The organism is Paenibacillus sp. CH40, from assembly GCF_024213605.1.
Classification (GTDB): Bacteria; Bacillota; Bacilli; order Paenibacillales; family Paenibacillaceae; genus Paenibacillus; species Paenibacillus polymyxa_B.
In genome coordinates, this window is sequence record NZ_JANAVQ010000004.1 from 13,950 (window position 1) to 27,563 (window position 13,614).

Consider the following 13,614-nt stretch of genomic DNA (forward strand, 5'->3'; position numbering starts at 1 on the left):
CTCCTCTCTATTTGAATTCATGCTTGGTAAACTGTAATGTACCAAGTCCCGTAAAGATGACTCCCGCACTTAAAGCAACGATTACCCAAATCATGTGTTCCTTCATCAGAGGACTTGATAGTGCAGGGTACGACCAAGGCAATATTTTAATCCACAGAATACTTGTGCGTGCCAAAAACAAGCTTGCAATAGAACCGAATATACCAAACGCTAATGGGAATGCCTGATTAGTGAAAAGCGTAGACAGCCAAAGTTGAATTGCAAGTACTGGTAGGGTAGCCAAGCTTGCATTAATCGGCTGTAACAGCATGATCCGCCAAGGAATGGGTTCGCTTGTATATAACACCCAGATGAGGCTCATACCTGCTACAGTGATCAAGGCAGTACCCAACTGCAGAATCACGATCCATACGATTTTGGATAAATAGATATAGCTTCTGGGAACAGGCATGGCCATAAGCTGCTTCCATGTTTGAGTATCATGCTCTGTACCGGCCATAATGCTCGCCAAAAGTGTACCGCCAAGCAGCATCACAAACGAAAGGAACATAAACATAACGGCAAAACCAGCATAGACACCTCCTGGTCCTTGCCGAAAGTAAAGATACCATTCCACGGCAGTCATGCCTGTAAGTACACACCCCTGTATAAGAGGAATCCACCAGCATATTTTCTTCAGCTTAAAACCCTCTGCCTTTATAACCCGGAGTATCATAAGCTTCGCTCCTTACCTGTCAGTTCCAGGAATATCTCCTCCAAGGTTTTTTTCTTCTCTGTGACCCGATAAATGGGATGATTGTGTTCGACAAGCACCTTGATCATCTCCGAAGATTGTTGCCGATCTACAATAGGAGTCACGACCTCATTTTGTTCAATCGATTCAGCTCCGGCCGTCCATCCATACTGAATCAGTGCACCGGCAGCCAGAACAGGATCTGGGGTTTCAATGAATAATTGAGGCTTGCTTTTGGCGGTGAGTTCCTTCATCGTTCCCTGGAAAATCATTTCACCCTGATTAATAATTCCTACATAGGTTGCAATCTGCTCAATTTCGCTTAATAAATGGCTCGAAACCAGTACCGTCATTCCGTAAGCGCCAGGAAGGCTCATAATTAACTCCCGAATTTCCTGAATACCAGACGGGTCCAAACCATTCGTCGGTTCATCAAGTATCAATAATTTGGGGTTCGCAATAAGCGCCATAGCAATCCCCAGTCTTTGTCGCATCCCCAAGGAATATCCCTTTACCGGACGATACGCATCCTTGCTTAATCTCACTAAATCCAGCACTTCATGAATTCTTCGGGTCGGAAGTCCACGCATGGTTGTGACGATTTCCAAATTTCGATATGCAGATAAATGGGCATAATAGGCAGGTGATTCAACCAAGGAGCCAACATCCTTCAATATTTCCATACGCTGATCCTTTAGCTTTTTCCCGAAAATCTCAATTTCTCCGGATGTGGACTTAATCAGCCCAAGCAGCATACGAATCGTGGTTGTTTTACCCGCCCCATTAGGTCCTAAAAATCCATAAATCTGCTGTCCGGGTACCTGGAGATTTATTCGTTTTACAAATTCCCGTTTTCCAAAACGCCTAGTTAGCTGCTGTGTATGTATTACATATTCAGACATTTCCTGATCTCCTCTCGACTTCTAATGCTGAAGCTTAAGTTACATACAGTTTACTGAAGTAAAGTAAACATCAGGTAAACAGTCCCTAAACAACAGGCAAAAAAATCGAGCAGACTGCAAAATGTGAGATTAGATGTTAAAAAGTTAGATGTTTAGCGGCAGTGAAATCTCCATCCTTGTACCCGCTTTACTGCCTGGAAGGATATGAAGTGTTCCGTTATGCGCTTCAATAAAGCTTTTGGCAATAGGTATTCCATGCCCTTGGGAGTGAGATACCTGCATGAACTCATTAGAATTCATTCCTATTCCGTCATCTTCGATAGAAATAAGAAGCTTATCGTTCGCTTTGTTTACTTCCATGGAAACGTGTGTACCTGGAGGATTATGAATGATTGCGTTAATCAAAAAATTCTGCAGCGCTCTGCCTAATAACTTGCTATCGAAGGACATAATACAAGCAGCCTCCATGGACGTAAAAGAAAATTCGTATTGCTCGGCCGAAGGATGGTTAGCAATATCTATGACCGCACTACGGAGAAACTCCACAATGTCCTCCTTCTCCAATTGGATTGGCAATGGACTTTCCTTAAGCTGCATAGAAGCATTCAAATCCTGAATCAACTGCTTCATTTCAGTCACTTTCTCACTGATACTCATACTAAAGCTTCTTCTTTCTTCATCAGACCAGTCATACTCTTGAGCAGTTAGCATGGCCGCATATCCCTCAATATAAGATAATGGTGTTTTGAGATCATGGCTTACACCTGCTACCCACTGCTGCTTTCGTTTCTCTATTTCCACTCTCTCTTCCTCATTGCTGCGCAATTGTGCCGATAAGATGCTCATTTGTTCAAAAACTTCTTTATACAATTGATACGGAGGCTTATAACTATTTTTCTGATTCTTTTTGCCCTCCGGCAGTTCCAGTTCACTTAGCGGCGCTTGGAATTCCCCCGTCGCAATATTTCCAATCCATTTAATTACATACACCAAAGGTTTGCCTATATACCATCCGTAGGCAGCTATGAACACAACACTCTGCACGATACCAAGTCCTGTCCAGAATAGATCAATATTTATATTTTGAGATGCTCCAAATATACTTTTTATAAAAATATATAAGATCGTGCAAATAACAAAACATAGGACATAGGCCAGTACAAAGCATAACGTTACTTTCATAAAACGAAAGGACATCTTAACCAGAGAGTTCATTCTTGCTCCTCCATCTTGACTGACATCATCATTTTATAACCAAGTCCTCTTACATTGATTAAAAATTGGGGGTGCTTGGGATCAGGTTCAATTTTTTTCCGCAAACGGGAGATATGAATCACTACAGTCTTCTCATCACCCAAGTAGGCCTCGCTCCATATCGCCTCGTAAAGCTGCCGTACACTGAAAATACGATTAGGATGCTTGCACAAAAATACCAGCAGTAGCCATTCACGTGCCGGACACTCGACCTGCTTGTCCTCCACAAACAACACACCGGATTCCAGTTCCAGTCGGAAATATCCAAAATCTAAAGTTCGTAAGGTCGGTTTCATGGCCACTGTCGAAACTTTCCGATATTTCATTCGAGCCTTCATACGGGCAACGACTTCCAGTGGGTTAAACGGTTTGGTAATATAGTCATCCCCTCCGATACCAAACCCCATTAATTTGTCTAGGTCTGTATCCCTTGCCGTCAAAAAAAGAATAGGGGCATCCGTATATAGGCGCATTTGGCGACATACCTCAAACCCATCGTTATCAGGCAGCATAACATCAAGTACAATCACATCCACATCCGATTCCATCACGACTTGCAGCGCTTCCCGACCTGTTGCAGCATGCTTGACTTGAAGGAACCCTTCTTTTTTTAACACCGTTGTCAGCATATCCCGCAGTCCCTGCTCATCGTCTACTATAAGTACTGCAATTTCTTCCATAACCCAAGGTTCTCCATTCTTTTTTTACATTTTTTACTTTCATTATAAAAGCAAACGGGCAGAATTTAAATCGAGTTCCATCACATATCGTTCATCCCCGTGAATATACTTAATAACCAACAAGGCCAAACTGTGCCGTGTATCCACTTGGGGGGTGCCTAATAATGCCGGAACCACGCCAGCCATATTCATTCGTCGTATCCCGCGAAGATTGGTCGCTGCATCGCAAAGGGTACCAGGACCAGCAACGTCATCAGCAGAAGGTCAAAGATGTCATTAAGCAAAATCTACCCGATCTGATAACGGAAGAAAATATTATTATGTCGGACGGTCAACAGATTATTAAAGTGCCGATTCGCAGTCTGGATGAATATCGCTTCATTTATAACTATCAAAAGCAAAAGCATGTAGGCCAAGGGGATGGAGATAGTCAGGTGGGGGATGTCATCGGACGTGATCCTGCCTCCCAGAAGCCTGGTAAAGGTGAGAAAGCCGGCGACCAGCCGGGACACGATATTATGGAAACGGAAGTCAGCATAGAAGAACTGGAAGATATGCTGTTCGAGGAAATGGAATTACCGAATTTACAGCAAAAAGATAAGGATCAAATTGAGGTTGAATCTATCGTGTTCAATGATATACGTAAAAAAGGCATGCAAGCGAACATTGACAAGAAACGAACCATTCTCGAAAATCTGCGCCGCAATGCCCGTGAGGGGAAACCGGGCATTCATCATATTAGTCCGGACGATCTTCGCTACAAAACATGGGAAGAGAAGACTATTCCCCAATCCAACGCGGTGATTATAGCCATGATGGACACATCAGGCTCGATGGGCTCTTTTGAAAAATATTGCGCTCGCAGCTTCTTTTTCTGGATGACCCGCTTTTTGCGCCGTCAGTATGAAAAGGTGGAAATTGTCTTTCTCGCGCATCATACCGAGGCTAAAGAGGTTACGGAGGAAGAATTTTTTACCCGCGGAGAAAGTGGCGGCACGATCTGCTCTTCGGCTTATTTGAAAGCACTAGAGATTATCGACAAACGATATCCTCCTTCCAGCTACAATATATATCCCTTCCATTTCTCGGATGGCGATAACCTGACCTCGGACAATGAGCGGTGTGTGAAGCTAATCGAGGAACTTATAAAGCGAAGCAATATGTTCGGCTATGGAGAAGTGAATCAATATAATCGCAGCAGCACGCTGATGTCAGCCTACAAGAATATTAAAAAGGATCAGTTTATGTACTATGTCATCAAGGAAAAAGGTGAGGTATACCAAGCCTTACGTACCTTTTTTCGCAAACGGGAAGGGGGAACGGTGGGATGAGCACCGACCAGAAGGAGCTAGAATATGCGATATCAGAAATTATGGAGATTGCAGATGGATTCGGGCTCGACTACTACCCGATGCGGTATGAGATTTGTCCGGCGGATATTGTATATACGTTCGGAGCCTATGGTATGCCCACGCGCTTCAGCCACTGGAGTTTTGGAAAAACGTTTCACAAGATGAAAATGCAGTACGATTTTGGATTGAGCAAAATCTATGAGCTGGTCATTAACTCCAATCCCTGCTATGCCTTCCTGCTGGAAGGAAATTCTTTGGTGCAGAATAAACTAATTGTCGCCCATGTACTGGCACACTGTGATTTTTTTAAACACAACGCTCGCTTTTCAGCTTCTAATCGCAATATGGTGGAGAGTATGTCGGCCACAGCAGATCGAATCAACAGCTATGAAATGGAATACGGTTCAAAGGCTGTGGAATCCTTCATTGACTCTGTATTGGCGATACAAGAGCATGTGGATCCACAGATCATCAAACCAAGGCATCTGGATAAGCAGCGCTACATGGAGCTCAAAATTCGGGAGCAGAAAGAACCCGGAAAACGCCACCGTCCCCCTGGGCCTTACGATGATCTGTGGTCACTGGACACAGTGAAGCAGCATGATCCCGCCGAGACCGAGGGCATCAAGGTACGCAAGTTCCCACCGGAACCTGAAAAAGATATCGTCTGGTTTATTCAGGAATTCTCGGAGGTGCTGGAGGACTGGCAGCGGGATATTATGACGATGCTACGGGACGAAATGCTGTATTTCTGGCCCCAAATGGAGACCAAAATCATGAATGAAGGCTGGGCCTCCTATTGGCACCAGCGGATTGTAAGGGAACTGGATTTGACCGGGGAGGAAACCGTTGAATTTGCAATGTTGAACGCTTCTGTCGTACAGCCTTCCAAGCAAAGCCTAAACCCGTACTATTTGGGTCTGAAAATATTTGAGGATATTGAAAAACGATGGGATAACCCAACCCGTGAGGAGCAAGAGCGACAAGGACGCAGACCGGGCGAGGGTCGAGCTAAAATGTTTGAGGTACGAGAGTTCGACTCAGACACCTCTTTTATACGCAATTACATGACCAAGAAACTGACAGAGGATTTGGATCTGTACGTGTTTGAGAAACGGGGACCCGATTGGAAAATTACTGATAAATCTTGGGAAAACATACGGGATCAGCTCGTGTTTTCACGTGTGAATGGAGGCTCCCCTTATATCGTCGTCGAGGATGGAGATTACCTGCATACGGGCGAGTTGAAGCTCAAGCACCAGTACGAAGGCATTGAGCTGGATTTAAAATATATGGAGCGCACACTTCCGTATGTATATCAGCTGTGGGGGCGCACCGTTCATTTGGAAACCATGATTGAGGGTAAGCTCGCCTTATTCTCATATGACGGTAAAAAACATCATCGCAAGTTTGTATAGATATATAAAATCAATAGCCATCCTAATTTAAAAAGGTGCATTCCGAAAAAACGGATATGCGCCTTTTTTTTAGTATTTCATACAACCTTAAGCGACCTTCATTTCTTGCCAATTTCAGGACGCCTGTTTCGTTTTGGATCAGGGGTGTATTATACTAATATAATAAATGACCCACGGGTCATACATGAGAAGCAGTACGAGGAGCATTGATATAGATGAACACCCATCCCAGCTTTCGTGAAGTACGTGAAAGTGACCAGCAGGTATTCCCAATCGCCTGGTACGCCGTTGGCTGGTCCAAGGAACTAAACAATAAACCGCTTAAAAAGCGACTGCTTGGCAAAGATATTGTCCTGTACCGTGACGATCATCGTCAGGTACATGCCATCCATGCTTATTGCCCGCACCGTGGAGCTGATTTGTCGCTCGGCTATTGTCAAAACGGGCACATCACATGCCCTTATCATGCATGGTCTTTCGATGAGAGTGGGCAGTGTGTGGATATTCCGGCACATCCAGGACGGGCTATTCCTGAATTTGCTCATACCTATGCCTATCCCGCGATTGAAAAAGCCGGTCTGCTGTGGGTATATCCTCAGGCCGTTGGCTCAAAGTCTGAGATAAACTCAGGGTTGGGCACATCTACATCCCCACTTCCTCTGGAGATTTTTTCCGAGCTGGAGGACCCCTCTCTTATTTTATCTCCTTACGATTCCGTGTGGAAGGCACATCTGACGAGAGTTGTGGAAAGCGTGTTGGATGTCGCTCATTTGCCAATTGTCCATAACAAAACGATCGGTAAAAAATCCTCCACCGACATTCATATCGAGTTTGAAGCGGATGACAATCATATTCGAGTGAAAAATGGGAAAGGTCTATTGCAATATGCCTTTCCACAATGGATTTTGACTCCCGCCAAGGAAGGACGCAGCAAGTTTATTAATTTCGTCACCTTCACTCCGATTGAGCAAGAGTTAACGGCCATCTACGGACTGGCTGGTCGTAATTTTGCCAGATTTGTACCGGGCATGAGCCATATTTTCTCCAGATACAGTGGCAAGGTACTGGAAGAGGATCGGGCCGTGGTGGAAAGTCAGCATCCGCGTCCAATCCCAGAAGCGCTGCGAATGGAGGCACACGTCCCTGCTGATGGACCTCAGGTTCGGTTTCGCAACCGCTGGTATGATTTCCTTGTCAACGATGAGCCTCGTGTACGACTGAATCTAGAAACTACTTCCTCCTAAATTCGACGATGTAGCTTTGATTGAGCTGTTTTCCACCTTCCGAAATGTTCTGGTACATGGATAAAAACCGGGCGGATGGGCTCCATACCGTTGGGCTGTCATAGGATTGGATATCGGTCGTAACCGGAGTGGTTTTACCCGTGGACTGGTCAAACACATACAGCCCTCTCATGCCTTGCTGATCCTCATCATAAATGGAAAAAGCAAGCTTGGACCCGTCACTGGACCAGCTTCCACGACTCATTAAAGTACCTTGACCGACGATTCCTTTCTCTTTGCCCTGTTCATCCAAAATGATCATACGGGCTGGTTCGGATGTATTCCATTTCCGCTTTTCAATGGCAATAGACTTACCGTCAGGCGACACGGCAAAGGACATGGCACCCTCTGCAATGGTCACAGCCTGAGGATGATTGAGGGTGAACCGATTCAGCACCGGATACCCTTGTTTATCACTGCCTGTATAAAATATGGCGTTACCCACTTTTTCGACATGAAACATCAATTCAGAGCGATTCGGATCTTGAAAACTCAATTCTTCAGCCTTGCCGTCCAGACCAATCAGCTGGATTTTACCATCCGGTGTGCCTGTAATGAGATCATTCTCATCGCTCCAGCTCACTTCGTTAGTCATATCCAGCTTGCCAATCGGTGTAACCTTACCACTGCTTAGTTCCAAAATGTAGCCCTGAATATCATATTTGCTGCTGGTGCTACCTTCAGTAAAAAAGACATGGCGCTGATCTGGTGATACCACAGCAAGTAACTGTGGAGCCTTACGACCTGGTGTTAAAATCCGCTCCTTGTTTGTCTCTACATTATGAATCCACAGCTGGGTTTTACGCTCGACAATCAGCTCTTCGTCGCTCAGCCAAGACCTCGCGTAGACATCCCCCAGCCTGTCGATAGACGATACCACCAGCTCGTCCGTTACCTGCTGCCGGGCTGCATCCGTGTCAATCACAGTAAGCTGCTGACCCGGCTTCATACCGGATGCTGGATTTGTCTCTCCTGCGTTCTTCATGCCGCAACCGCTGAGCAACCCCCCAGCGATTAAGCCAGTCATGAGCACCCCCGTGGCTTTCTGACTGAAAACTCTGGTACGGGAACCTTCGCGATGGGAGGAGCCGATCTTTTGCCTATAGCTGTCTATGTTTTTCTTTATCATGTACAACGGCCTCCTTGTTAACGATACCCCTAGTTTAATAGCCGAACATCTCATGAATACATCGAATTGTTTCCAAATTGTAAACAAGACATCATTCTATCTAGCCCTGTGCTAACAATCGGCCGTTTACAGGGAGCCATCGTGAACCAAGAGGGGGAGTCTAAGCGAAAATTCATTCACACTTACATTCGTATGGCCGTTGCCATTTTCCAACCCACCATGATCTGAAGCTGTAAGCTGCAACTCTCCCCCCATGCGCTCCGCCAGTCTGCGCGCCAGAGGAAGACCGAGTCCCGTACCGCTGTCCTGACGAGATCGATCACGACTTAAGGTAGCGAACGGCTCAAAAATCATGTTCCATTGCTCCCTGGGAATCCATGGACCGGAATTGCGTATACACACAATCACGGTGTCCTGTTCTACCCGATTCGATAACGTAATCCATCCACCGTCCCGATTGTACTTCACTGCATTATCTAGCAAATTCAATACAATATGCATCAGATGCTTAGGGTCTCCCCACACCTGGGCAGGAACGGTATCTATCGAAAAATTCAGTCTACGCGCTGCCGCTTTTCCTCGAATACGGCTCCCTGCATCTTCCAGTAACGTATGCAGTTCCACAGCCTCCGTATGCAATTCAAAATCATATTTATCCAGCACAGATAGCCGCAGCGAGTCCTCGACAAGCTCGTACAACCGTTTTGTTTCCTTACTGATGCTTTCTCTCGCTTCACGCAGCAGTTCAGGATCATCCCCATACATATCCAGTAAATCAGCATAAGCTTGAATAGAGGTTAATGGAGTCTTTAGTTCATGGCTGATATTTCCAATAAAAGATTTTTGCTGCTGCTCTAGCTCTCTCAAGCGCTGAACCGCTTCTTCCAGCCGGAGCTTTTCGTTTTCCAGCGCGGTAATGCTCTTCCGGATCACATGACTCATTTGGAGCATTCCTTCATCCAGTCTTCCCAGTTCATCCTGCCGCCGCAGCAGTCTGACTTCTGGATAATGCCCTGCCGATATCTGTTCGGAAGCCCGAGTCAGTCGTCCGATGTCCCTCGTCTGGCGGCTAACATAGCCTAAACCCAAAATAAAGCTCAATACCATCACCGCACCCCCCGTCCATAGAAACAAGTGGGCAATGGCCCGGTAGAACTGCTGCTGTGCTTCTGTTGAGCTGTGAAGCTGTACCACTCCCAGTAAGCCGTCTGGACCTTGAAGCGGAGCCAAATAAGTGATTGCACTTCCTTCCGTAATATACGCAATTTTGCCTTGGATCGCATAGGAGAGCGCCTGGCTGACATCTGTTCTAAAAGCCAGCGGTAGAGAATTGCCAACCTCATGCCCCTGACTATCATATAAAATAACACGCATATTACTGGATACGCCTAGTTCCACTGCGAGCCCAGGTGCCTGCTTCTTCATAAAGTCTTCCGGTGATTGGCGCACTCCCAACAGGTAAGACTGTTTTACACGCATTTCTACAATTTCGGCCTGACGCTTTAAGCTGCGTTCCATTTGATCTGTCTGGTTAGCGCGAATACCAGTAAGCACGAGCCAGCTCAGCACACCCACAGTAAACAGCAGCAAAGCCGCCAGTACCAGCGGAAATTTCCAACGCAGGCTCAAGCCTGTAGGTTTGCGTTTGCGCTTCTGTTGGTCGGTGGACCGCAAGCTTCCTTGCTGATGGAGTGAATGATGTTCGTTCACGTTATTTTCTCTGCCTTATAGCCGATACCATACACGGTCTGCAATATCGCCTGGTGTGGCTCAAGCTTCTTGCGCAAGCGCTGGATATGAATATCCACCGTACGCGTTCCGCCCACATAATCGAAGCTCCATACCTGCTCCAGCAGCTCGTCCCGTGTATATACCCTCCCGGCATGAGACACCAACAGCGCCAGCACATCAAACTCCTTGGGGGTCAGCTCCAGCGCTATGGCTCCAAGTTCAGCTGTTCGGCTGGACGGACGTACCCGTAATGGGCCGAGGACCACTTCTGTTCCTTCCGGGGCAGGCGCTCCTTCTCGCTCCAGCCTCCGTACCAATGCTTTAATACGAGCGAGCAGCTCCCTCAGGTCAAACGGTTTGCTCATAAAATCGTCCGCACCCAGCTCCAGCCCGAGTACCTTATCAACGATATCGTTTTTGGCCGTCAGCAGTAAAATACCGATGCCCTTCCGACTTTCCAAACGGCGGCACACCTCATATCCACCCAGTTTGGGCATCATCACATCCAGTATGAGCACATCTGGATGGAACAAACGCACTTTTTCCAAGGCGTCCTCCCCGTCAACGGCGGTTTCCACCAAAAAACCCTCTCGCTTTAATGCATAAGCCAGCGCATTCCGAATGCTCGCCTCATCGTCCGCTATCAGTATTTTTTTATCCATGTCCTGCCCTCCCTGCATAAAAAACCGCTCCAGCTACCTATGTTCCCGCAAATAATAATGAATCAGACATGTATGACATATAAACTGCTCACGTGGATCGTTAAGATCAAAATCTGTCATGTCGCGTATCCGTTCTAATCTGTATTTTACTGAGTTACGATGTATAAAAAGATAATTGGCTGTATCTACCAGACTGCCCCTGTTTTCCAAATAATAAAATAACGTTTTGAGTAAGTCACTGCCATGTGAGCGATCATATTGCTGAAGTCTCCCCAGCTTGCGTTCAAATACATTTGAAAATTCCTCTTTGTCCATCGCTTCTCCAAGCATATAGTGCATCTCTATATCGCTGTATTTGCATACACGTTGATCAGGATACAGTCGCTGAGCTACAGTAATGGCACGACGTGCCTCATTGTAGCTTTGCAGCAGCTCCCACAACTTTTTGGCACTTCCGATGCCTACATAATAATCGGCGGTACCCCAGGCTTTTTCAGTTGACCAGTTTTTCAGCGTATCACTCCAGGACAATTCCTGATCAGAGTCAGATCCGGTCTGGTGATCATTCGGCTGAAGAGTCGGCAGAAATAATATCGCACGATTTGAACGAAACTCAATATGAGACACCACACGCCGTCGGGTTGATTCCATACTCAATAACCCAGAAAGAATCTCTTCTGGCGGAGCCGCAGCACTTTCCAGTACAGCCACCTCCCAGTCATATTCCGGGTTAAATCCCAATTGACGACCTCTCCGCTCAACCTCATGCCGCAACGGCAACGGAGGTGTCATTAGCTCATCTATAAAGTTCCCCCGTAGTCGGCTTTCCGTATCTTCTACCGCCTTTTCACGCATTAATTCCAACGCCATCACCAGCCGTGCCTGCTCAATACCAACCTGCTCCATATCATCCAGCTCATTGCGGGCAATGACCAACTTGGCAACTGTACGTTTATCTACGCTAATGGGAAAATGACGAGCACCTTGTACTATCGTCCAATCCCATTCTTGTGGTGAAGTGACAATGGCTTGACCTCCATTATCAATCAAAGCAACCGGAGCTTTAAAAAGCTCTGCTATATTATCGCTTACAGCCTGTATGCCACTGTTCTCCAGCACCATCGTCGTTAACGTTCGATAGATTTCTTCCGAACGTCGCAGCAGCTCTGCCTGTCGGTTCAACACCATATCCATGACACGCTGCGTAATATCCGTATAGGGAATATCGGATGGAATCTCAATCACAGGAAGGCCGCAGGCATTGCTTTCTTCCAGCGCACTGTGGGGAATTCCCGTGAGAAAGCGGGTAGGCTTGATCACAAGCGCCGCCGCTCCGCCCTGATGCAGTAATTGAATAATTTGACACAATACCTCAGGCTCATGACGGATCGAATAAGCCGTTGTCATCAACAATACACCTTCCCGGACCCAGCCTTTCAGGTCAGGGACTTCCATAATGTCAATAAACCGGACAACCCGGCTTAGCCCCTGTTCTCCGCTTAATACCTTCGCCTCCTTCAACACGGGTATTGCCATGAGCTCTTGAACTGTTACACCCGGTATTTTCATAAAGACAGACCACCCTGCTATTTATTTTGCAAAATCCTTACTTCATCTAATTTTCAGGATAGTGTACCAAAAAAGTGTACAAAACAAAACCTTTTACCGCTTGGTCAAGTCTATCCACACCAGCCCATTCCTATCTTTAGGAGCTCAATGGAACCTAAATAAACCGCCCTTTTCTGGAAAAGGCGGTTTATTTTAATATTCAACTATTTATAATGAGGTTTAAGAACTATCCTGCTTGTTCTCCACACGAAGCAACTGCTAGCGTACCGACACGGCTGCACCCAACGCCACAATCGGATCAATAGCCCGAATACCCAGTGTACGCTCCAGCTCTGGCGCAAAGTTCATCGTTACAAAACCTGTGCAGGCAAGTACGATGACCTCAGCTCCCTTCTCCTGAAGCCGCAACGCCGCTGCCATAGCCGCCTCTCTACCTTGTGGAGTGTTCAAGTCCAGTGTCGTCTGCACACCTATGGGACGCTCTGTACCGATATAGGAATTGCCCAAAATGTGGCGAATCAGCGGCGGAGCCTCCTCCAAAATGGTCAACACGCCTACACGGCTGGCCGATGTCAGAGCCAAGAGTGCCGCACAAGACCCCGCCCCGTATACAGGTACAGATACAGTTTGACGAGTTTCCTCCAGCGCCGGATCAGCCGCGCAGCTAATACCGATAGACGTACAGCCTTGTTCAACGAGTTGTTGCGCCGCAAACACAATTTTAGGCACCGCTTCCCGGTCTGTGATATCATCGTAGATTCCTTTCGGCTGATCAGGGATACATACACTGGTGACAGGCAGCCCGTAGCGCTGCTCAATGACCCGGCCGTGAAGGTCGATAGCTGCTTTGTCCTGCATGGTAAGCACTCTGATCATTCCAAGCATGATAACTTCCTCCCTT

At 46.7% G+C, this 13,614-nt stretch carries 12 protein-coding genes; 3 read left to right on the plus strand and 9 right to left on the minus strand.

Annotated elements, in window-relative coordinates; translation table 11 throughout:
* Positions 1-7: 7 nt before the first annotated feature.
* From NLX73_RS13255 to NLX73_RS13270, 4 genes are all read right to left on the minus strand, one after another.
* A complete protein-coding gene (locus NLX73_RS13255) occupies positions 8-715 on the minus strand; it encodes an ABC transporter permease (RefSeq protein ID WP_165176095.1) in 708 nt (235 codons plus the stop codon).
* The gene (locus tag NLX73_RS13260) at positions 712-1,635 is read right to left on the minus strand and encodes an ABC transporter ATP-binding protein (RefSeq protein ID WP_165176096.1); all 924 of its coding nucleotides are present in this window, start codon (positions 1,633-1,635) and stop codon (positions 712-714) included. The genes NLX73_RS13255 and NLX73_RS13260 overlap by 4 nt, the downstream gene beginning before the upstream one ends.
* Before the next feature lie 144 nt (positions 1,636-1,779).
* Positions 1,780-2,850, minus strand: coding sequence for a sensor histidine kinase (locus tag NLX73_RS13265; protein WP_254326405.1), 1,071 nt, complete (start codon positions 2,848-2,850; stop codon positions 1,780-1,782).
* Positions 2,847-3,569 (minus strand): response regulator transcription factor, encoded by a 723-nt coding sequence (locus tag NLX73_RS13270; protein ID WP_254326406.1) that lies wholly within the window; start codon positions 3,567-3,569, stop codon positions 2,847-2,849. Before NLX73_RS13270 ends, NLX73_RS13265 begins: the two co-directional genes overlap by 4 nt.
* A 164-nt stretch (positions 3,570-3,733) precedes the next feature.
* On the opposite strand from NLX73_RS13270, the gene yhbH reads away from it, so the two are divergent.
* From yhbH to NLX73_RS13285, 3 genes are all read left to right on the plus strand, one after another.
* The gene (gene yhbH, locus NLX73_RS13275) at positions 3,734-4,900 is read left to right on the plus strand and encodes a sporulation protein YhbH (protein WP_025723949.1); all 1,167 of its coding nucleotides are present in this window, start codon (positions 3,734-3,736) and stop codon (positions 4,898-4,900) included.
* On the plus strand, positions 4,897-6,339 hold the full coding sequence (locus NLX73_RS13280; protein WP_254326407.1) for a SpoVR family protein: 1,443 nt from the start codon (positions 4,897-4,899) through the stop codon (positions 6,337-6,339). The genes yhbH and NLX73_RS13280 overlap by 4 nt, the downstream gene beginning before the upstream one ends.
* Before the next feature lie 215 nt (positions 6,340-6,554).
* Positions 6,555-7,583 (plus strand): aromatic ring-hydroxylating oxygenase subunit alpha, encoded by a 1,029-nt coding sequence (locus NLX73_RS13285; protein ID WP_254326408.1) that lies wholly within the window; start codon positions 6,555-6,557, stop codon positions 7,581-7,583.
* Here the strand turns inward: NLX73_RS13285 and NLX73_RS13290 are convergent.
* From NLX73_RS13290 to NLX73_RS13310, 5 genes are all read right to left on the minus strand, one after another.
* Positions 7,570-8,751 carry a TolB-like translocation protein gene (locus NLX73_RS13290; protein ID WP_254326409.1) on the minus strand — a complete coding sequence of 394 codons (1,182 nt, stop codon included), beginning with the start codon at positions 8,749-8,751 and terminating at the stop codon, positions 7,570-7,572. The genes NLX73_RS13285 and NLX73_RS13290 overlap by 14 nt on opposite strands.
* Before the next feature lie 126 nt (positions 8,752-8,877).
* Positions 8,878-10,461, minus strand: coding sequence for a sensor histidine kinase (locus tag NLX73_RS13295; protein ID WP_254326410.1), 1,584 nt, complete (start codon positions 10,459-10,461; stop codon positions 8,878-8,880).
* Positions 10,458-11,144, minus strand: a complete 687-nt coding sequence (locus NLX73_RS13300) for a response regulator transcription factor (protein ID WP_254326411.1) — start codon at positions 11,142-11,144, stop codon at positions 10,458-10,460. The genes NLX73_RS13295 and NLX73_RS13300 overlap by 4 nt, the downstream gene beginning before the upstream one ends.
* 33 nt (positions 11,145-11,177) lie before the next feature.
* Entirely contained in the window at positions 11,178-12,713 is a 1,536-nt protein-coding gene (locus NLX73_RS13305) for a PucR family transcriptional regulator (RefSeq protein ID WP_254326412.1), read from the minus strand.
* Positions 12,714-12,971: 258 nt separating this feature from the next.
* Positions 12,972-13,598, minus strand: coding sequence for an aspartate/glutamate racemase family protein (locus NLX73_RS13310; RefSeq protein ID WP_254326413.1), 627 nt, complete (start codon positions 13,596-13,598; stop codon positions 12,972-12,974).
* Positions 13,599-13,614 lie beyond the last annotated feature (16 nt).